13 protein-coding genes are annotated in these 21,652 nt (G+C 53.0%); all 13 read left to right on the top strand.

All coding sequences use genetic code 11. The features are described from left to right. The first annotated feature begins 17 nt into the window (after positions 1-17). Complete coding sequence (locus LWL52_RS00155; protein ID WP_242916100.1) at positions 18-1,511, top strand: lipopolysaccharide biosynthesis protein; 1,494 nt, start codon at positions 18-20, stop codon at positions 1,509-1,511. Between the two features lie 14 nt (positions 1,512-1,525). Beyond that, the gene (dut, locus tag LWL52_RS00150) at positions 1,526-1,975 is read left to right on the top strand and encodes a dUTP diphosphatase (protein ID WP_242916099.1); all 450 of its coding nucleotides are present in this window, start codon (positions 1,526-1,528) and stop codon (positions 1,973-1,975) included. Positions 1,976-2,177: 202 nt separating this feature from the next. Beyond that, the gene (locus LWL52_RS00145) at positions 2,178-3,185 is read left to right on the top strand and encodes a sugar phosphate nucleotidyltransferase (protein ID WP_242916098.1); all 1,008 of its coding nucleotides are present in this window, start codon (positions 2,178-2,180) and stop codon (positions 3,183-3,185) included. Positions 3,186-3,191: 6 nt separating this feature from the next. Continuing rightward, positions 3,192-4,952 (top strand): tetratricopeptide repeat protein, encoded by a 1,761-nt coding sequence (locus LWL52_RS00140; protein ID WP_242916097.1) that lies wholly within the window; start codon positions 3,192-3,194, stop codon positions 4,950-4,952. After that, a complete protein-coding gene (lolB1, locus tag LWL52_RS00135; protein ID WP_242916096.1) occupies positions 4,945-5,697 on the top strand; it encodes a lipoprotein insertase outer membrane protein LolB1 in 753 nt (250 codons plus the stop codon). Before LWL52_RS00140 ends, lolB1 begins: the two co-directional genes overlap by 8 nt. Positions 5,698-5,773: 76 nt before the next feature. Then, on the top strand, positions 5,774-7,009 hold the full coding sequence (locus LWL52_RS00130) for a murein hydrolase activator EnvC family protein (protein WP_242920611.1): 1,236 nt from the start codon (positions 5,774-5,776) through the stop codon (positions 7,007-7,009). Between the two features lie 798 nt (positions 7,010-7,807). After that, positions 7,808-8,029: a Sec-independent protein translocase subunit TatA/TatB gene (locus tag LWL52_RS00125; protein ID WP_242916095.1), complete on the top strand. Its 222-nt coding sequence runs from the start codon at positions 7,808-7,810 to the stop codon at positions 8,027-8,029. 22 nt (positions 8,030-8,051) lie between these two features. Then, entirely contained in the window at positions 8,052-8,270 is a 219-nt protein-coding gene (locus LWL52_RS00120) for a Sec-independent protein translocase subunit TatA/TatB (RefSeq protein ID WP_242916094.1), read from the top strand. Continuing rightward, the gene (gatA, locus tag LWL52_RS00115) at positions 8,267-9,703 is read left to right on the top strand and encodes an Asp-tRNA(Asn)/Glu-tRNA(Gln) amidotransferase subunit GatA (protein ID WP_242916093.1); all 1,437 of its coding nucleotides are present in this window, start codon (positions 8,267-8,269) and stop codon (positions 9,701-9,703) included. The genes LWL52_RS00120 and gatA overlap by 4 nt, the downstream gene beginning before the upstream one ends. Positions 9,704-9,712: 9 nt before the next feature. Next, complete coding sequence (locus LWL52_RS00110) at positions 9,713-11,272, top strand: lytic transglycosylase domain-containing protein (RefSeq protein ID WP_242916092.1); 1,560 nt, start codon at positions 9,713-9,715, stop codon at positions 11,270-11,272. A 259-nt stretch (positions 11,273-11,531) separates the two neighbouring features. Next, positions 11,532-13,805, top strand: coding sequence for an NADP-dependent malic enzyme (locus LWL52_RS00105; RefSeq protein WP_242916091.1), 2,274 nt, complete (start codon positions 11,532-11,534; stop codon positions 13,803-13,805). A gap of 8 nt (positions 13,806-13,813) precedes the next feature. After that, on the top strand, positions 13,814-14,407 hold the full coding sequence (gene ruvA / locus LWL52_RS00100; RefSeq protein ID WP_242916090.1) for a Holliday junction branch migration protein RuvA: 594 nt from the start codon (positions 13,814-13,816) through the stop codon (positions 14,405-14,407). Between the two features lie 53 nt (positions 14,408-14,460). Further along, complete coding sequence (gene sov, locus LWL52_RS00095) at positions 14,461-21,618, top strand: T9SS outer membrane translocon Sov/SprA (protein WP_242916089.1); 7,158 nt, start codon at positions 14,461-14,463, stop codon at positions 21,616-21,618. Positions 21,619-21,652: the final 34 nt, after the last annotated feature.

The raw sequence follows: 21,652 nt of genomic DNA, 5'->3' as shown, positions 1-21,652 counted from the left end.
ACCCTGAGACGCACCCTATGAGTATAGCCAAGAAACTGGTTGGGCAAACGGCTGCCTATGGGCTAAGCAGTATTGTTGGCAGAGCCCTTAATTACCTGCTCGTTCCCCTCTACACCGCCGTATTCCTTCGGGAAGAGTACGGAGTGGTGTCTTATCTGTATGCTTTTATGGGCTTCTTTAACGTGCTGTATACCTACGGCATGGAGACAGCCTATTTCCGGTTTGCCAGTAAGGCAGGCGAAAACAAGCAACAGCTCTACAATCAAACTTTAAGCTTGATCCTGAGCAGCAGCGTGCTTTTATCAGGTGCAATTATACTTGCTTCAGGTCCAATTGCTGACCATATCGGAGAGCCGGCTAGGCAGATGTATATAATATGGCTGGCCATACTATTAGCCATAGATGCTGTAGTAGCTATTCCCTTCGCAAAGCTTCGCCTAGAAAATAAAGCCATTAAATTTGCCTCTATAAAGATCATAAACATTGCACTTAATGTAGGAGGCAATGTTTTCTTCCTCATTTTTTGCCGAGATATTTATCAAGGCAAATACCTGCATGAACTACGCCCAATTATAACAGGTATCTACAATCCTGACTTTGGCATCGGCTATATTTTCCTAATTAACCTAGTTGCAAACGCCCTTCTTATACCAATGCTGTGGCGTGAGTTGCGCAACTTTAAATTTAACCTGAGTAGAGAGGTGCTACAGCCGATGTGGGGATATGCTTATCCCCTCCTGTTCATGGGCCTGGCTGGCATGGTAAATGAGCTCATAGACCGCATCTTGCTTGAAAGCTGGCTCCCTGAAAGTTTTTACCCGAACATGAGCAACCTGGCAGCAATTGGGGTATACAGCGCCTGCTACAAGCTCTCCATCTTTATGTCGCTCACGATTCAGGCCTTCCGTTACGCGGCCGAGCCTTTCTTCTTTTCGCAGGCCGAAGACCGGGACTCGCCCAAAACCTTTGCCTTTGTGATGAAGTGGTTTGTGATTGCGTGTGCCTTTATTTTCCTGTTCATTACGGCCAACCTGGAGGATTTTGCCCTTTTGCTGCGCAGTGCCGCTTACCGCGAGGGCATTATGGTTGTGCCGGTGCTGTTGCTGGCTAACCTGTTTTTGGGCGTATACTATAACCTGTCCATCTGGTTTAAGCTAACGGATAAGACAAAATATGGCACCTACATCAGCTTTGGCGGCGCTGCCGTTACCATTATTTTCAACCTGCTGCTCATACCGGTGCTGGGGTATATGGGCTCTGCCATTGCCACCTTTATCTGCTATTTCAGCATGGCGCTAGTAAGTTACGTGCTGGGCAACAAACACTATCCCATACCTTACCCGGTCAAAACCATCTGCGGCTACATTCTGTTTGCCGTAGCAATGGCCTGGCTGGCGCTGAATGTGCCCATCGCCGATTTCTGGCTGCGCCATGCTTTTCACATGGCCCTGAGCCTGGGCTTTCTGGCCGTAGTATGGCTGCGTGAGCGGCCCCGTTTCCTTCACTTCTAATCTATCCTTCACCCATGACCAACTCCGCTCTACCCGTTGCTGTAATCAACCGATCCAAACATGAGCTGCCTTCGTACCAAACCTTGCACGCTGCCGGCATGGACCTGCGTGCTAACCTGGATGCCCCTGTCACGTTAAAACCCTTGCAGCGCGCCCTCATTGCAACCGGTCTGTTTATCGAACTGCCTGCAGGCTACGAAGCCCAGATCCGCCCCAGAAGCGGCCTTGCTTTCAAACATGGTATTTCGATCGTAAACAGCCCCGGCACGATTGATGCCGATTACCGCGGCGAGATAAAAGTGCTGCTCGTTAACTTATCGGACCAGGGCTTTGTGGTGGAAGACGGAGAGCGCATTGCCCAGATGGTGGTAGCTAAGTATAGCCGGGTAGTATGGCAGCAAACCGAAGAACTATCAAATACCGAGCGGGGCGCAGGCGGCTATGGCAGCACCGGCATTAAATAAATATTCAACTTTACCTATCCTTTGGGCGTTTATCCCGTAAGCCCCAACGGCCTTTGTGTATAAAGGTAGCTGGCCACCACCCTGCGCATGCCCGGCATCGCGGCGTTGCCAGCACGTAATTATACCTGATATACTATTTATTTATACCTGTCCGCTGCCACAGCAACCGGCAGGTTCACACTTAAAAACCAAATCAACAGCTATGAGGATTATCGTACCGATGGCAGGAATGGGCAAGCGCATGCGCCCCCACACATTAACTGTTCCCAAGCCCCTTATCCCGATTGCCGGCAAGCCCATTGTGCAGCGCCTGGTAGAAGACATTGCCAAAGTATGCCAGGAGCCTATTGAGGAAGTGGCCTTCATCATCGGCCATTTTGGCGAGCAGGTGGAGCAGGACCTAAAAAGCATTGCCGAGTCGGTAGGCGCCAAGGGCAGCATTTTTTACCAGGAAGAAGCACTGGGCACGGCGCACGCCATCCTTTGCGCCCAGGAGTCGCTGACAGGCAAAGTAGTGGTGGCTTTTGCCGACACGCTCTTTAAAGCCGACTTCCACCTCGACACCAACGCCGACGGCACCATCTGGGTGCAGCGCGTGGAAGACCCGCGTCCCTTTGGCGTGATCAAATTAAACGAGCAGAACGAGATCACGGATTTTGTGGAGAAGCCCGTAGAGTTTGTATCGGACCTGGCCATTATCGGCATCTACTATTTCCGCGACGGCGAGTACCTGCGCCGCGAGCTGCAGTACCTGCTCGACAACGACATCAAGGACAAAGGCGAGTTCCAGCTGACCAACGCGCTGGAGAACATGAAAAACAAAGGCACTACCTTTATTCCGGCCGTTATTACCGAGTGGCTCGACTGCGGAAATAAAAACGCAACCGTGTATACTAATCAGCGCTATTTAGAGTATATAAAGGATGAGGAAGGCCTGGTAGCAGCCTCTGCCCGACTGGAGAATGCCGTGATCGTACCGCCTGTATTTATCGGAGAGAATGCCCGCATCAGCAATGCAGTGGTAGGCCCGCACGTTTCGATCGGCGACAACACCACGATCGAAAACTCGGTGGTAAGCAATTCGATTATCCAGGAAAACACCACCGTAAAAAACAGCAACGTAACAAACTCAATGCTGGGCAATTTTGTTGTGTTCGAAGGCCGCCCTTCTGATCTGAGCCTGGGCGACTACAATACCTTTATTGACTAAGATGACATGACCAGATTCAGAAACATTGTTCTCGCATCCTGCTGCCTGGCTATAGTGGCGGCGGGTCCCGGCGTGGCGCAGACTTCCAGAAAGAAAGCCAAAGCGGCCCGGGAAGCTGCCGTTCTAGTGCCCCCGGCCCCTGCGCCTTCGGAGCACGACAAGCAGATAAGCGAGGCCCTGTTTCTGGACGGCCTGAAATATTATATGCTGGAGGACTACCAACAAGCCCTCCAGCTTTTTCAGAAAGCCTATACCATAACACCCCACAACGCGGCCCTTAACTACAAGATCGGGGAAACCTACCTGATGTTGAAAGATGCCAAAGCGGCCGTACCTTTTGCTCAGGCCGCCATCGCGCAGGATAAGAAGAACGCCTATTATTACCTGCTGCTGGCCCAGGCGCAGACTGAGCAAAAACAATACACCGAAGCGGCGCAGGCCTACAACGACCTGCTCAAGAATGTCCCTAACTCGGAAGAATACCTCTTTAACCTGGCCGACCTGTACTTATCGCAGTCCCGCTACGACGATGCCCTGAAAACATATGAGCGCATCGAAAAGCAATTCGGGCCGCTGGAGCAGCTGCTGGTAAGCCGCCAGCAGATATACCTGCGCCAGAAGAACACGGACAAAGCCATTGCCGAAGGCGAAAAACTGCTGGCAGCCAACCCGACCGAAGTGCGTTATTTCCTGGCACAGGCCGAACTCTACAATGCCACCCAACGCCCTGACCAGGCAATTGAAACCATCAACAAGGCCCTGCGCCTGGAACCCAATAACCCCTTTGCGCACCTGATGCTCTCGGACCTGAGCCGGCAAAAAGGCAACCTGCCGGAGTCGGCAAAACAGGTAAAGATCGCTTTTGCCAGCCCCGAGCTCGACATCGATACCAAAGTGCGCATTCTGGTGGACTTTATCCGGCAGCTGCCCAACCCGGATCTGGAAGACATTTCGCTGCAGTTAGCCGACCTGACGATACAAACACACCCTGAGGAAGCAAAAGCCTACGCGGTGGCCGGCGACCTGCAAACCATTGTGGGCAAAAAAGAAGTGGCCCGCAACAATTACCTGCAGGCGGTAAAGCGCGACAACTCCCACTTTAAAATATGGCAGCAGATCGTGCTGCTGGATGCGGAGCTGGGGCAGTCCGATTCGCTGGTAGCGCATTCGGAGCAGGCCCTGGAGCTGTTCCCGAACCAAGCCGTTTTCTGGTTCTATAACGGTACCGGCCAGCTGATTGAAAAGCACTATGACCGGGCTGTAAAAGCGCTGGAGCGGGGCAAAACGCTGTCGAACGGCGAGGCCGAGCTGGTGATGCAGTTTAACATGCAGCTGGGCGACAGTTATAACTCCCTGAAAAACTACCCCAAATCGGACGAAGCCTACGAAGCCGTGCTAGCGCAGGATGCCGACAACGAGCATGTACTCAACAACTATAGCTATTTCCTGTCGCTGCGCAACGAGAACCTTCCCAAGGCCAAAACCATGGCAGAGCGCCTCATCACCAAATTCCCCAATAACCCTACCTACCTGGACACCTATGCCTGGGTGCTCTACAAAATGGGCAACTACACCGAGGCGCGTAAATACCTGGAGCAGGCCGTTGCTATCTCGCCCGAAGCTACCATGGTAGAACATTACGGGGACGTGCTCTACAAGCTGGGCATGAAAGAGGAGGCTGTGAGCCAATGGCAGAAAGCCAAGTTGAAGGGCGAAGCCTCGGCGTATATCGACAAAAAAATAAAAGAGAAGAAACTCTATGAGTAACCGCCTTTTGAGCTGCCTGCTGGCAGTGCTGTTGCTGGCAGGATGCAAGAAAGAAGCTGTGCCCACTACGGCCGCCACGACCACTGAAACTGTCGGAAACGTCACCGTCAGCAACCTTGATTTTAATTACCTGACGGCCAAAAGCCAGATCAGCCTGGACGACAAGAACGAGAAGCTCTCGTCGGGCATTTCGCTGCGCATCAAAAAAGACAGCGTGATCTGGGTGTCGGTGCAGCCGGGGCTGGGCATTGAGGCCGCCCGCCTGATGCTGACCCAAGACTCGGTCTTTGTGATGAACCGCCTGAAAAAAGAATACATCGCGACCGACTATGCATACCTGCGCAACAGGTTTCTGGTAGACATGAACTTTGAGGTATTGCAGGCGCTGCTGCTGGGTAATTACCAACCCCAGGGCACAGAGAAAGTAATGACTGCCCAGGACCAGCAACATGTGCAGCAAATGCGCGAGAACTTGCTTTTCGATTACTTTATCGGCCGCCAGAACAGCAAACTTCAGCAACTGAACGTGCAGGATACCAACACCGGCAACACCATTACCGTGAAGTATGACAGCTTCCGGGAGCTGGGCAGCGTGCCGTTTGCTTATGGGCTGGCCGCGCAAGTACTGCAACAGGGCGAAACGTCTTTTTATACCCTCAACCACACCAAAGTAACGGTTACAGACGAGGCCCTTTCCTTTCCCTTTAGCATTCCGGGCGATTATAAACGGCACGGGATGAATTAAATCCCGGAGGCCGTTGGTTCTTCACTTATAGTTTTCCCATATTTGTACACTTAGAGAAGAAGACCCAGACGTTTTGATGAAGGCCCTTTACAGTGTAGCCTTTTTCTTACTGCTGCTGCTTTTGCCGCTGGCCACCCAGGCTCAGAAGCAGAAATCGAAAGCACAACTGCAGAAAGAGAAGAAGGAAAACCTTAACCGTATTAAAGAAGCAAACCGCATTCTGCAGCAAACCAAGGTGCAGAAGGAAGCTTCTATTGGCCAGCTGAATGCCATCCAGGAGAAAATAACGGTCCAGAAAGGCGTTATCACCAACATCTCCAAAGAAATCCATTACATCCAGTCGGATGTGCAGGAAAAAGAGGGCATGATAGGCGCGCTGCAAACGGATCTGGAGCAGCTAAAGAAAGAGTATGCCGCCATGGTATACGCTGCCTCCAAATCAGCCAACAGCTACAACAAGCTCATGTTCGTGTTCGCCTCCGAGTCTTTTAACCAGCTGGTAATGCGCCTGCGCTACCTGCAGCAATACTCCGAAGCACGCCAGAAACAGGTAGCCCAGATCAATAAAGTACAGACGGTGCTCTCCGAGCAGCTTAACCTGCTGGAGTCTCAGAAAAACCAGAAAGAACGCCTCCTTAACAAGCAATTGGTCGAGAACAAGAACCTGCAAAGTCTCAAATCGCAGCAGGACAGCGTGATCTCGCGCCTCAGCAAACAGGAACAAAGCTTGAAACAGGAAGTGGCAGCGCGCCAGCAGGCCGTTAAAAAGCTGGACAACCTCATCGCCGATATCGTGCGCGAAGAAATTGCGCGGGCTGCCCGTGCCGCCCGCGCGGCAGGCAACGCCTCCAGCAACAGCGCCGGTAAAGTAACCCTAACCCCTGAAACGGCGCTTATCTCGTCTTCTTTTGCCGGCAACAAAGGGCATTTGTCGTGGCCGGTAGAGCGGGGCTTTATCTCGCAGGCATTCGGGCGCCACAACCACCCTGTGTTAAAAGGTGTGGTAGTTGAGAACCGGGGCATTGATATCCAGACCACCCAGGGGGCCACTGCCCGCGCTATTTTTGAAGGCAAAGTGCTGACAGTAGCTAGCGTGCCGGGCATGAACAACATTGTGATGGTGCAGCACGGCGATTACTTTACCGTATATGCCAAGCTAAAGACGGTGAGCGTAACACCCGGGCAAACGATAAAGCTGAAAGATGTGATCGGAACGGTGTACACCGACCCGGATGGCACTACGGCGCTGCAGTTCCAGATCTGGAAAAACAGCAACAACCTGAACCCCGCTACCTGGCTTATCCACAAATAAGGATTTCCTGCCCGGTAATACTTACTTTAAGCAAAGGACACTACTTCATCAAAAGAGCTGGCCGGGCACAAGTCCTCGGCCAGCTCTTTTGATGTTATCCCTGAAATTAGAAAGCCTTGTTTGCGCAGGACCTTTTCCGGAAGTATAATAGGTGCAGCGGAAGGCTAAACCGAAGGGGCTAAAATAAAAAAACACCCTACAAAGCAGGGTGCCTTTCCAAGCTATGAAAACAAACTTAATATTTTTATATATAACAGATATCCTATTTATTCAGGACTATCTGCTTTAATTTCTTTTTATACTATAAAATCCTGGCAGAAATCACACAACAACTAACAAATTTAAAAACATTCTTCCGGATTATGAAGCATCATACTGTTTTTTTTGAATATTTGTTGCTAAAATGAAAATTATATTTAAATATCCCTCTATACTTATATAGGAACGTATTTCATTTTCATTTAAAGCCTGCTGCTATACTATAGCGAACAATATCCGGGCCAAAAACGGCTACAAGTATAACACGTTTATAATCAGCTTCTATATTGTTATACCTGCTTTCAAAACATCCAGATTTGGGAAAAAATTCACTGCTTCCGGGAAAATTCAAGATGCAAAAAAGGATCCTCTTATTGCCGGTAGCTTGCCGACGCCATACTTGGGGAACATCCCAATCCGTTTATGCTGGCGCCCCGTAAGTATTTGCACAACATGGTTATGAGGTAAACTAATCTGTTGTGTTATGGGTTAATTTAAAATATACTCCTAATTTTGTATCAACACTCTAAACATTAAAATATGGGTATCACCAACATTTTCGCATTTATTGGAGGCTTGGGTGGCACGGAAGTAATGCTTATCCTTTTGGTTATTCTGCTACTTTTTGGCGCCAAGCGTATCCCAGAACTGGCTAAAGGGATGGGTAGAGGCATCCGGGAATTCAAAGACGCCACAAAAGACGTTAAAAACGAATTTGAATCTGCTGCTAAAGAAGACCACGTAAAGAACAACGTGAAGTAAGTATATTTAAACATCATTCCATATGTTGTTAGGTACTGTTTTCCTTTTTCTGGGGGATCTGGGAGGAGGAGAAATGATGGTCATTTTCATGGCTTTCCTGCTCCTGTTCGGCGCTGACCGCATTCCGGGTATTGCCCGCTCGCTGGGCAGAGGTATCCGTGAATTTAAAGACGCCACCAACGAAATCAAGCACGAATTAGAGCGTTCTGTGAAGGACGACGACAAGCCGAAAAAAGATTGAAAAACTATCACTCCCTACGTGCCATCCGCACGGACATAGCGAATGGCCAGGTTACGTGCCGGCAGCTGGTAGAGCACTATCTGCAGAATATTTCAGAAAAGGCGGCACTAAATGCTTTTCTGGAAACCTTTAACGACGAAGCTCTGACCCGTGCCGATGCCGTAGACCAGAAACTGGCCAATGGTACGGCCGGCAAACTGGCCGGTATGATTATCGGCATAAAAGACGTGTTGGCTTACCAGGGGCACAGCCTGCAGGCATCCAGCCAGATTCTGAACGGCTTTAAATCGCTATATACTGCTACGGCTGTGCAACGCCTGCTGGCCGAGGATGCCATTATTATTGGCCGCCAGAACTGCGATGAATTTGCCATGGGCGCCTCCAACGAGAACTCCTCGTTTGGCCCTGTGTTAAATGCAGACGACCACAGCCGCGTGCCCGGAGGATCTTCGGGCGGCTCTGCCGTGGCCGTGCAGGCCGATCTGTGCCTGGCCTCTATCGGTTCCGATACCGGTGGTTCGGTACGCCAGCCGGCTTCTTTCTGCGGCGTGGTAGGTCTGAAGCCTACGTATTCCCGCATTTCGCGCTATGGCCTGATGGCCTACGCCTCTTCTTTTGACCAGATCGGCATTATTTCCAAAAACGTGGAAGACGCAGCGCTCCTGCTGGAGGTGATGGCAGGTCCGGATGCCTACGACAGCACCGTGAGCCAGCGCGAAGTACCCGCCTACAGCCAGCTGCTGGCCGCCGATAAGAAGTATAAGATCGGCTACATCCGCGATTGCTTTGAGAGCGAAGGCCTGGATGCCGAAATAAAAGAAAGCATTCTGGGCGTGCAAGACATGCTGCGCGAGGCCGGCCACACAGTAGAGGCAGTTGATTTCCCATACCTGGACTTTATGGTGCCGACCTACTACATTCTGACCACGGCCGAAGCCAGCTCCAACCTGGGCCGCTACGACGGGGTGAAGTATGGCTACCGTTCTCCCAATGTCACCGACCTGACCTCCTTATACAAAAAGACCCGTGCCGAAGGCTTCGGCCCCGAGGTGCAGCGCCGTATCATGCTGGGCACCTTTGTGCTAAGTGCCGATTATTACGACGCCTATTATACCAAAGCCCAGAAAGTACGCCGCCTGATAAAGGAAAAAACAGACGAGTTGCTTCAGCAATATGATTTTCTTATATTGCCTACGGCTCCTACTACTGCCTTTAAGATAGGGGAAAATACAGCCAATCCGTTGGCCATGTATCTGGCCGATATCTTTACGGTTCAGGCTTCCTTGGCAGGTATTCCGGCCATCTCTATTCCGGTTGGCCGCGATGCCAACGGCCTTTCCATCGGGTTGCAGCTCATGACCCGCTCATTTGAGGAAACAGCTTTGCTGGCTTTCTCAAATTACATTTTGGATAAGATAACCGTTGAAGCATAACTTCACTCTATGACCCATTCGAAACTCTTTACCATAGTTGCGGCTATAGTTGGCAGCATCTGGGCGCACGCTGCCCAGGCTACAAACTATAGCCGTTTGCTTGAAAAAGCTGTCTCAGAAGATTCTCTCCGGCCCCGGATCGATACCGTGCTGCTTACCCCGGAGGAACTGGCGCTGCTGGTGGAGTATATCCCCAACGAGCCTAACGAGGTGATTGCCGACCGCCTGAGCTGCATCGAGGCTGATATTCCACTGGCTTTCAACAACTATGTAAGGAGCTTTATTGATTACTTCACTATCCGCAACCGCAAGTATACGCGCATGATGATCACGCGCGAAAACGTATACTTTCCGTTGTTTGAGAAGTATCTGAAGAAACATAACATGCCCCAGGACCTCAAGTACCTCGCTATTGTGGAGTCGGGCCTGAACCCGCACGCTGCCTCGCATGCCGGCGCCGTAGGGTTGTGGCAGTTTATGGGCGGCACCGGCAAAGACTTTGGCCTGAAGCAGAACCAATACATCGACGAGCGCATGGACCCGGAGAAATCCACTGAAGCAGCCATGAAATTTCTGCGCCGCCTCTACAACATGTACGACGACTGGGAACTGGCTATGGCTGCCTACAACTGCGGCCCCGGCAATGTGAACAAAGCGATCCGCAAAGCCGGTGGCGGTAAAAAAACATTCTGGGAGATCTTCCCCTACCTGCCCAAAGAGACCCGCGGCTACATCCCTTCCATGACGGCCGTGATCTACGCCATGAAGTATGCGCCGGATCATAATATCTTCTCCGACTCTATCCTGTATGCGATGGATGTGGACACGATGCGGGTGAGCCGGTCGGTAGACCTCGAGAAGCTAGCCCTGGAACTGCACCTGGCACCCGGTACGCTGAAGGCACTGAACCCGGAGATCAAAAAGACCGTGCTGCCCGAGCACGTCCGCAACTACCCGCTTCGGATTCCGGCACAACGCACGGCTTTGCTGGCCAGTGCCGACGACAGAAGCTGCATTCTGCTGGCAGCGGCCCCTATAACCGCGCCCGCTCCAACCGACATACCTGAACAGGCGCCTGTGCTGCTTGCCTCCGCCGAACCAAAGAAACAACCGGCTGCTGCTCCTGCCCGCGCTACCGCAAAGGCTGCTCCTGCTACCGAAACAAAAACATACGTTATCCAGCGTGGCGATAACCTGACGCTGATCGCCGACAAGTATAACGTAACCGTAAGCCAGCTGCGCGAGTGGAACAAACTATCCGGTAACCAGATCAGGCCGCATCAGAAACTGGTGGTATATGCCCCGGAGGAGGAAGCCACCCCTGCCCTGCTTGCGGCAAACACCCCGCCGGCACCGGAACAGGCGCCGGCAAAAGCTGCCAAGGCGGCTATGAGCCAGAAGATCACGGTGGAGAAACCCGACCAGGAGCAGATCTACCACGTGCAGCCCGGCGACACGCTCTGGACCATTTCTAAACGGTACAATGGTATTTCGGTAGAGCAGATCAAGAAACTCAATAAGTTAAAAACGAACGCCATCAAGCCCGGGCAAAAGCTCATTATCAGCTAATCGCCTACGCCCCAGGTATAAAAAAGCACCTTCTATCGGAGGTGCTTTTTTATTCTCAGCCAAGCCCAGCAAGAGGGCAGGTGGTAAAAAAGTGCATTTTCTGCTTCAATTACCTTGTATAGGCCGTATCTTTGCGGCTGCGTTTTGAATAGCCATACTTTCTTAGGAAATTGGTCTTTAACCTGCATCGTTTCCAGCGAAAGACGAAGGCGCGTTGCCCTTTGGGCCCAACATAATAATACAAACAATACTGCATATCATGATCAAAGTGAACAAACAGGATGCCCTGAACTACCACATGGAAGGCAAACCGGGAAAGATAGAGGTAGTACCGACAAAAATGCTGAGCACACAGCTCGACCTGGCCCTTGCCTATTCACCGGGTGTAGCCGAACCCTGCAAAGAGATTGCCGCTGATAAAGATAATGTATATAAGTATACCGCTAAGGGTAACCTGGTGGGCGTTATTTCAAACGGCACAGCCGTGCTGGGGCTGGGCAACATTGGTCCGGATGCTTCCAAGCCGGTGATGGAAGGCAAAGGCGTTTTGTTCAAGAAGTTTGCCGGTATCGATGTGTTCGATATCGAGATCGATTGCACCGATCCCGAGGAGTTTATTCGGATCGTGAAATCACTGGAGCCTACCTTTGGCGGCATCAACCTCGAAGATATCAAAGCACCGGAAAGCTTTAAGATCGAGAATGCCCTGAAAGAGCAGATGAATATTCCGCTCATGCACGACGACCAGCACGGAACGGCGATCATATCCTCGGCCGCACTCCTCAATGCCCTCGAGCTGACGGGTAAAAAGATCGGTAAGATCAAAATGGTGATCAACGGCGCCGGCGCTGCGGCAATTGCCTGCACCAAACTCTACGTAGCCCTGGGGGCAAAGCTCGACAACATTGTCATGTTTGATAAAGACGGCATCATCCGTCCCGAGCGCAACGACCTGGACATTTACCGGGCGCAGTTTGTGACCACCCGCAAGATCAACACGCTGGCAGAAGCTATGGAAGGCGCCGATGTGTTTATCGGCTTATCGGCCGCAAACGTGCTGCCGCCCGAGCTGGTAAACCGCATGGCCCCGGACCCGATCATCTTTGCCCTTGCCAACCCGGATCCTGAAATTGATTACGATGTGGCCATGGCCACCCGCGAGGACCTGATCATGGCTACCGGCCGTTCCGACCATCCGAACCAGGTAAACAACGTGCTGGGTTTCCCTTACATTTTCCGGGGTGCCCTGGACGTGCGGGCCACCGAAATAAACGAAGCCATGAAGCTGGCTGCCGTCCATGCGCTGGCTACCCTGGCCAAAGAGCCCGTGCCCGACCTGGTGCTCAAAGCGTATGGCGATAATTCCATCAACTTCGGTCGCTTTTACCTCATCCCCAAACCGCTGGACCCGCGCCTGATCACTACCGTTTCGCCGGCTGTGGCCCGGGCAGCCATGGAGAGCGGCGTAGCACGCCGGCCTATCACTAACTGGGAAGCGTACGAACTGGAACTGCAGGAACGCATCGGCATCGACCAGAAGCTGATGACGCGCATCACGAACCAGGCTAAAAAAGCGCCTAAAACCGTGGTCTTTGCGGAAGCCGATCACTTTAAAATTCTGAAAGCAGCGCAGATGGTGCGCGAGCAGCGCATTGCCAACCCGATTCTGCTGGGCAACCGCAGCAGGATCGAAACCATTATCCGGGAAAACCACCTGGACCTGGAAGGCGTAACCATCATCGACACGTTTGAGGAGGACACCAGACGGGAGGAGTATGCACAAATGCTTTTCAACAAGCGCCAGCGCAAAGGACTAACCCTCTTTGACTCGCGCCGCCTGATGCGTGACCGCAACTACTTTGGAAGTATGATGGTGGAGACCGGAGAGGCCGATGCCCTGATTTCGGGCTTAACCCGCGACTATTCCAAAACCATCCTTCCGGCCCTGCAGGTAATTGGCGTGGAAGAAGGCGTAAACAAAGTAGCGGGCATGTATATCATCCTGAATAAAAAAGAGCCTTACTTTTTTGCCGACACCACCGTAAATGTGAACCCAACGGCAGACGAATTAGTTGACATCATTGGCCTGACGGCCCGTACGGTTCGTTTCTTTGACACCGAGCCGCGGGTAGCCATGCTCTCGTTCTCTAACTTCGGATCAGTGCGGGGCGAAATTCCGGACAAAGGCGCAGAGGCCGTGCGAAAAGCAAAACAGCGCTACCCTAACTTGCTGCTGGATGGTGAGATGCAGGCCAATACGGCTCTGAACCGCGACCTGCTGCGGGAGAATTACCCGTTTAGCGAGCTGGCAGAAAAAGGGGCCAACACCCTCATTTTCCCGACGCTGACGGCAGGCAACATTGCCTACAAGATTTTGCAGGAAATGGGTGGAGCCGAGACCATTGGGCCGGTGCTGATGGGCATGCGCAAGCCGGTGCATATTCTGCAGCTGGGCAGCTCGATCAGAGATATTGTGAACATGGTGACCATTGCTGTCGTAGATGCACAGAATCATACTAATCAGAATATATAAATATATACATGATAGCCTACATCGACGGCAAATTAACGTATAAGGACCCGACCTACGTCATCATTGATGTGAACGGCATCGGGTACCAGATCAAGATCTCGCTGAGTACGTATTCTTCGTTGCCGACCGGGGAGCGCTGCAAGCTGCATACCTACCTGCACATCAAGGAAGATGCCCATACTTTGTATGGCTTTACCACCACAGCCGAAAAGGATGCTTTTCTGCACCTGATCTCGATCTCCGGCGTTGGCCCTAATACGGGGCTGATGATCCTGTCGTCGCTTTCGGTAGAGGAAATACAGCAGGCTATTGTGCGGGAGGACGTGCGCACCATTCAGCATGTGAAAGGAATTGGAGCCAAAACGGCGCAGCGCATAATACTGGAGCTGAAGGACAAGTTGAAGAAAGAAGTGCTCCTCTCAGATGCTACTTCGGCACCGGCAACGGTACACAATATGGTCCGTGCCGAAGCGTTATCTGCTTTAGTTACTTTGGGTTTTGCCAAGACTGTAGCTGAAAAAACGCTGGACAGTATTATCAAACGCGAAGGCAGTAATTTGAGCGTAGAGGAACTGATAAAGTTTGCGTTGAAATCTTCTTAACAGAATATACCCATTTGATCCGGAAAAGTAAAAAAAACAGCCTGCTTCTCGCTATGGTTGCAGCTATCTCTTTGCTGGCGTGGATGTCGCAGGCAGAGGAACTGCATTCGCGTAGCCGGTTCAATTCAACTATTTTAGATAATCTTCTACTACAGGATACCGCCCGCCAGGATACCGCAAAAGCAGACTCTACCAAGCTACAGCAGTATATCCCAAGCCGCCGGCCTACGTTTGTGCCTTCCGACCGGCGCGGCAGTCCGTTCAGTACCCGTACCAGTCCGTCTCCCCTGCTGTTGGGCCAGCCGACAAACCTGAAGCTCAACGTGGAGCTGGATGATAGCCTGAAGCAGTATAATATTACCGAAACGCTGGGCGATGTGAATTACCGCACGCCTTCGTCGATGACGATGCAGGAGTACTCGGAGTGGCAGCAGCGGGAGGCGATCCGCAATTACTGGCGCGAAAAGTCTGCCGGCCTGGATGGCGAAAGCGTGGTGAGCAGCAACCGCCTGGTGCCCAAGATTTACATCAGCCCGGTGTTCGACCGCATCTTTGGCGGCAATTTTGTTGATATCCAGCCCAATGGCAACGTCTCGCTTAAGTTTGGTGCCCGTTTTAACCGCAACGAGAACCCGACTATTCCGCTGCGCCAGCAGCGCACCGGCGATTTTGAGTTCGATCAGAACATCTCGTTGAACCTGGTGGGCAAGATCGGCGAAAAAATGCGCCTCAACTTTAACTGGGACAACAACGCCAACTTCGATTTCGAGAACAACATGAAACTGGATTATACCGGTTACGAAGAAGAGATCATTCGTAAGGTAGAAGCCGGTAACGTGAGCCTGCCCCTCAACAACTCCCTCATCACGGGCGCGCAGAACCTGTTTGGCGTAAAAGCACAGCTGCAGTTCGGGCGCCTGGGCGTAACCACCATTGCTTCCAGCGTACGCGGCCGCAACGACGAAGTGGTGGTGCAGAACGGCGCACAGAACAAACCCTTCGAGATCAGAATAGACAATTACGATAAAGACCGCCACTTTTACCTGTCGCAGTTCTTCCGCGACCGCTACAACAATGCCCTCAAAAACCTGCCGCTGGTAAATTCGGGCATCGTGATCCGCCGTATCGAACTGTATGTGACCAACAGCAACCGGGCAACCGAGAACCTGCGCAACATGGTGGCCTACATGGACCTGGGCGAGGCAGCTCCTTTCCGGCAGCAGTTCCAGAGCAAGCCGCCTACCGCTCCTGCCAGCAACGATGCCAATAGCCTGTACAATTTACTCACCAACCCTACTGCCCGCAACAATGCCAACGTAGACCAGTACCTGCGCAGCCAGGGCCTGCAGAAAGGCATCGACTTTGAACACGTGCGGGCACGCAGGCTGGACCCGCGCGAGTATAAGTTCAATGCGCAGCTGGGCTACATCTCGCTTAACACCGCGCTGTTGCCCGAGCAGGTGCTGGGTGTGGCGTTTGAGTATACCTACAATGGTAAAACCTACCAGGTGGGCGAAATGATGGAAGACTATCAGAACCTGCAGGACGAGCAGGTGATCCAGATGAAGTTGCTCAAGGCTACCAACCCGTCGCTGGATTACCCGACCTGGGACCTGATGATGAAAAACGTGTATAGCCTGGACGCTACACAGGTAAACCGCGAAGATTTCCAGCTCAAGCTTATTTACAAGGACGACGAAACAGGCGTTGACATCACCAGCTTAAAAGAGCCCAGCCCGATCCAGAACGTACCCTTGGTAGAGGTGATGAACCTGGATAACATAAACACCAACAACGACAAACCAAGCGACGGCAACTTCGACTTTTTACCGGGTATCACGATCGACCCTGAAACAGGCCGCATTTTCTTCCCGGAGGTAGAGCCTTTCGGCAGTTACCTGGCCAGCAAACTGGAAGGTCGCCCCGAGCTCATCGACCGCTATGTGTTCCAGGAGTTGTATGACCAGACCCAGACGGATGCTCAGCAGAACAGTGCCAAAGCCAAATTTTTCCTGCAGGGCCGCTACCAGGCGTCCTCTACCGATGAGATCGCGCTGCCGGGCTTCCGGGTAGCCGAAGGTTCCGTGGCCGTATACTCCGGCGGCACCCGCCTGGTAGAAGGCACCGATTACCAGGTGTTCTATGACCTGGGCCGCATCAAGATACTTAACCCAAGCTACATCAGCTCTGCCAGCGACCTGCGGGTAACCTACGAGAAAGCCGAGCTGCTCAACATCCAGCCGCGCAGTATGCTGGGCGCCCGCTTCGATTATCACCTGAGTAATGACGTAAACCTGGGTGCCACGGTGCTGCACATGAGCGAGCAGCCTTACATTAACCGCGTGAGCATTGGCGACGAGCCGACGAACAACACCATCTATGGGTTTGATGTGAACCTGCAGAAGAATTCGCGTTTGCTGACAAAACTAACCGATGCCATCCCGCTGATTCAGACCAAAGCACCTTCTTCCATTACCTTTAGCGGCGAGTTTGCTCAACTGGTGCCTGCCAAAACCAAATCGGCGGTAAACGAAGACGGCACCTCATACATCGATGATTTTGAAGGGGCGGAAACACCCTATAACCTGGGTAGCTACAACAACTCCAGCTGGCGCCTGGCTTCCACGCCTGAGCCGCTCATTCCGGGTGCAGGACTGGCGTACTCCTATAACCGGGCGAAACTGGCCTGGTATACGATCGACCAGATCTTTTACCGCGATGCCGACGGGCTGAAGCCTTCCAACATCACCAAAGAGGAACTGCAAAACCATTACGTGCGCGGCGTGCGTCGCAACGAAGTGTTCCCCGGCCGTGACCCCGAGGTAGCCAATACCTTTGAGTATACCTTTGACCTGGCGTATTACCCCAGGGAACGGGGCCAGTACAACTATAACCCGAACCTCACGCCACAGGGCCTGCTGGCCGGCGACCCGCGCAACAACTATGGCGGTATCAGCCGCGAGATCGGCTTTGATACCGACTTCGACAATGCCAACATCGAGTACATCGAGTTCTGGATGATGGACCCTTTTATTTCCGGCCCGAACGGGAGGAAAGATGCCCAGGGAAATCCGGTACAGAACAAGGAAGGAGGCGAACTGGTGCTGAACCTGGGAAGCGTATCGGAAGATATTCTGCAGGACAACCAGTATTCTTTTGAAAACGGCTTACCAACCGATGCAGCCAATCTGCAGAATGTGGATGAGACGATCTGGGGCCGCGTAACAACTGAGCAGTTCCTGACCGATGCGTTTACCGGCGTACCGGGCGCGCGGCAATCACAGGATATCGGACTGGACGGGTTGAACGATGCTTCTGAGCGCAGCTACTTCCAGAACAGCTTTTTGAACCAGATCCCGGGGTCAGCGCCCAAAGCGGTGCTCGACGACCCTTCAGCAGATGATTTCCGCCACCAGCTCGACCCGTTATATGACCAGCAGAACGCCGGCATCCTGGCCCGTTACAAGATGTATAACGGCATGGAAAACAACTCCCCGGAAAACAGTCGCTTTGCCAACTACGCCTTCCCTGATAAAGAAGACCTCAACAAGGACAATGTTATCAGCGACCTGGAGCAGTATTACGAGTATAAGATCAACCTGAAGCCGGGCCAGCTGAACGTGGGCCAGAACTTTATTGTGGATGCCGTGGGCCAGAAGATCAACGGCGACAGCGTGACCTGGTACCAGTTCCGGGTGCCAGTGCGCCAGCCAACAGGCAGCGTAGGCAACATCAGCGGCTTTAAGTCTATCCGGTTCATGCGTATGTACATGACGCAGTTTGCCGACCCGGTGGTGCTGCGCTTTGTGCAGTTTCAGTTTGTGGCCAACCAGTGGCGCCAGTACCAGCAGCCGATTAACGACGGAAACCCGTGCCTGACCTGTACCGATGATGCCAAAACCTTTACCATCTCCACGGTGAACATAGAGGAAAACGGCCAGGCCACCGAAGGCGCTACCCCGTATGTGCTGCCACCTGGCATCGACCGCCTTCGCGATTATGCCTCGACCACCAACCGCCGCCAGAACGAGCAGTCGCTGCAGCTGTGTGTGGAAGACCTGAAAGACTCGTTCTCTAAAGCCGTGTATAAGAACATCTCGCTGGATATGCTTACCTACAAGCGCCTGAAGATGTTCCTGCACGCCGAAACCCAGGACCCGAACACGCTTGATGGCGATGTGGAAGCCTTTATCCGCATCGGTACCGACTATACCCAGAACTATTACGAGTATGTGGTGCCGCTGAAGATGACGCCACGCAACAGCACCGGCCAGCGTGAGATATGGCCGCTGGAAAATGAAGTGGATATTTCGTTGGATGAGTTTGTGAACGCCAAAGTTAGACGTAATAGCGAACCCGGCGGCTACGACCGCAACCGCCCTTACATTGTAACGATCGGCGACAAGACCATCCGCGTGCTGGGTAACCCGGATTTCAGCGAGGTGCAGAGCGTAATGATCGGTATCCGCAACCCGCGCAGGCCAAACGACAGCGGCCGTGCCCACTCCGTATGCCTGTGGGTGGACGAGCTGCGCGTAACCGACTTCAAAAACCAGTCGGGTTGGGCCGCCAATGCCCGGCTGAATACCAAGCTGGCCGACTTTGCCAACGTTACGGCGACAGGCTCTTATACTACCGTAGGTTTTGGCGGGCTGCAGCAGAAAATAGCGCAGCGCTCGCGCGAGAACACTGCCCTGCTGGATGTCAATGCCAACATTGCCGCCGAAAAATTCCTGCCCGAGAAATCAGGTATAAAGATACCGGTATCGGTGCAGTATGGCACCCTGAACAGCGAGCCGCAATACGACCCGCTAGACCAAGATGTGCCGCTGGCGCAGTCGCTGACGCGGTTTGGGGACGACAACGAAGCCCGGGCCGCTTATAAACAGGAAGTGACTACGCGCGAGACCCGCAAGAGCATCAGCCTGCTGAATGTGCACAAGGAACGGACTAACCCCGAGGCCAAGGTAAAGCCCTATGATGTGGAGAACCTCTCCCTGTCGTATTCCTATGCCGAGCGCATGTTCTCCAACATCGAAACCGACCGCGATTATACCAAGACCTACATGGGCGCCGTGGCGTATACCTATGCCACTACGCCGAAGAACTATACGCCGCTAGCCCGAAGCAAAGCCCTGAACTCGCCTTACCTGCGCCTGCTCAAGGACCTGAACTTTACGCCGCTGCCCAGCCGCTTTGCCTTCAGAGCCGACCTGGACCGCCGCTACAACGAAACGTTCCTGCAGCGCCGCGACTCCGAGACAGGCCTTATTACCTCCCGTGGCATCGACCCTACATTCCAGAAGTACTTTTACTTTAACCGCATCTACGATCTGAAGTGGGACCTGAGCAAAAGCCTTTCGCTGGACTATACCGCCACCAACCGCGCCGTAGTAGACGAGCCCGATGCGCGTATCAACAGCGAAGTGGACTCCCTGAAGTATAAGAGCAAAGTGATCTGGGATAACCTGAAGCGCGGGGGCCGCAACACCAACTTTAACCAGCTAGTAGCCCTGAACTATAAACTGCCGCTCGATAAGTTCCCGCTGACCGACTGGGTAGGCGCAGAAACGCGTTATGCTGCCACTTACATCTGGACGGCCGGCTCTACCGCTCTGAACCAGGACACGACTTTCCAGCTGGGAAACACCGTGGAAAACAGCACCGAATTTAGCGTGAACGGAAAGTTCGATATGGTGAAGCTCTACAACAAGGTCCGCTTCCTGAAGAACGTAAACACGCCTGCTACCGGAAAGCCAGCCGCACCAGCCCCCGGCGACACAACGGCCGCCAAGCCCAAGTCGGAAATGCTGCTGGCCAAATCGCTGGCGCGGGTGCTGATGATGACGCGCTCTATTAACTTTACCTACCTGCAGAACCGGGGCACTTTGCTGCCGGGCTATCTGCCGACGACCAGCCTTTTTGGTTTCGACAGCGGCTTTGACGCGCCGGGGCTGCCGTTTATACTTGGTGAGCAGGAAGACCTGGACCAGCTCTATAACCGCGCCAGCAGAAACGGCTGGTATACCGACAGCAGCCAGTACCTGAACACACCGTTGAGCTCCATCCGCACCGAAACTTTTACGGCCCAGGCCAACCTGGAGCCTTTCCGCACCTTTAACGTGCAGGTGGACGTGCGCCGCAACATGTCTAATATCGAGGAAGTGTTTTACCGCAAGGAGTATGATGACTTTGGCCATGTAAGCGATGCCGACCAGCGCCAGAATCCGTTCAACTCCGGCGCATTCAGTACCTCCTTCCTGGCACTGGGCACCTTGTTTGAGTCGACCAGCAACGGCACCTCGGCAGCGTTCGAAGACTTTATCTCGAACCGCTATGTAGTGCGCGAGCGCCTGATGAGTGCCAACCCTACGGCTTCCGATTCGGCGTATACGCTCAACTCGCAGGACGTATTGCTGAAGGCGTTTGTGTATGCCTACCAGGGCCGCGACATAAACGGGTATAAAGCCAAAGCCGAAAGCCCGTTCAAGCGCCTGCCAATTCCGAACTGGCGCGTGGATTACAATGGCCTCTCGCAGCTGCCGTTCTTCCAGCAGTGGTTCAGCCAGGTAAACCTGACGCATGCCTATAATGCTACCTATAACGTCACGAGCTTTACTACTTCGCTGGCCTACGAGCAGAAGCCCGGCGGCTTCCCCAACCAGCTCAACAATGCCGGCCAGATCGTGCCATACTATATCGTGAACCAGCTAACCGTATCGGAACGCCTGGCGCCGCTGATCGGGGTGAACTTCCGCACCAAGACTAACCTTACAGGCCGGCTCGAGTATAAAGTGGAGCGCAACCTGTCGCTGAACCTGACCAACGCGCAGGTAACGGAAATGCACGTGAAGGACTATGTGCTGGGCTTTGGTTATACGACCACCCGCTTCCGGATTCCGTTCAAGATCGGCGGCGAGCGCAAAGTGCTGGACAACGAGCTGACCATGCGCCTGGATCTGTCGGTGCGCGACAACCAGACGGTGCAGCGCGCTATTTCCCGCGACGATCAGAAGGTGGAGCGCAGCCAGAACCAGATCACCAATGGTACCCGCCAGCTGCAACTGCGCCCGACCATCGATTATGTCCTGAGCCAGCGCCTGAACCTGCAGTTTTATGTCCTGCGCACCGTATCGGATCCGAAGATCTCCACCTCGTTCCGCAACAGTGTAACCGAAGGAGGCGTGCAGCTGCGAGTTAGTTTGCAATAAAGTTTTGGCATTGCAAAAAAGGGCGTATTTTTGA

It is taken from the genome of Pontibacter liquoris (assembly GCF_022758235.1).
GTDB classification, from domain to species: Bacteria; Bacteroidota; Bacteroidia; order Cytophagales; family Hymenobacteraceae; genus Pontibacter; species Pontibacter liquoris.
This window is presented reverse-complemented; position numbering and strand designations above follow the sequence as displayed.

Bases quoted from the DNA above. Each gene is read 5' to 3' on its own strand.
- LWL52_RS00155 (WP_242916100.1), top strand. From the start codon at position 18: ATGAGTATAGCCAAGAAACTGGTTGGGCAAACGGCTGCCTATGGGCTA.
- dut (WP_242916099.1), top strand. From the start codon at position 1,526: ATGACCAACTCCGCTCTACCCGTTGCTGTAATCAACCGATCCAAACAT.
- LWL52_RS00145 (WP_242916098.1), top strand. From the start codon at position 2,178: ATGAGGATTATCGTACCGATGGCAGGAATGGGCAAGCGCATGCGCCCC.
- LWL52_RS00140 (WP_242916097.1), top strand. From the start codon at position 3,192: ATGACCAGATTCAGAAACATTGTTCTCGCATCCTGCTGCCTGGCTATA.
- lolB1 (WP_242916096.1), top strand. From the start codon at position 4,945: ATGAGTAACCGCCTTTTGAGCTGCCTGCTGGCAGTGCTGTTGCTGGCA.
- LWL52_RS00130 (WP_242920611.1), top strand. From the start codon at position 5,774: ATGAAGGCCCTTTACAGTGTAGCCTTTTTCTTACTGCTGCTGCTTTTG.
- LWL52_RS00125 (WP_242916095.1), top strand. From the start codon at position 7,808: ATGGGTATCACCAACATTTTCGCATTTATTGGAGGCTTGGGTGGCACG.
- LWL52_RS00120 (WP_242916094.1), top strand. From the start codon at position 8,052: ATGTTGTTAGGTACTGTTTTCCTTTTTCTGGGGGATCTGGGAGGAGGA.
- LWL52_RS00110 (WP_242916092.1), top strand. From the start codon at position 9,713: ATGACCCATTCGAAACTCTTTACCATAGTTGCGGCTATAGTTGGCAGC.
- LWL52_RS00105 (WP_242916091.1), top strand. From the start codon at position 11,532: ATGATCAAAGTGAACAAACAGGATGCCCTGAACTACCACATGGAAGGC.
- ruvA (WP_242916090.1), top strand. From the start codon at position 13,814: ATGATAGCCTACATCGACGGCAAATTAACGTATAAGGACCCGACCTAC.
- sov (WP_242916089.1), top strand. From the start codon at position 14,461: ATGGTTGCAGCTATCTCTTTGCTGGCGTGGATGTCGCAGGCAGAGGAA.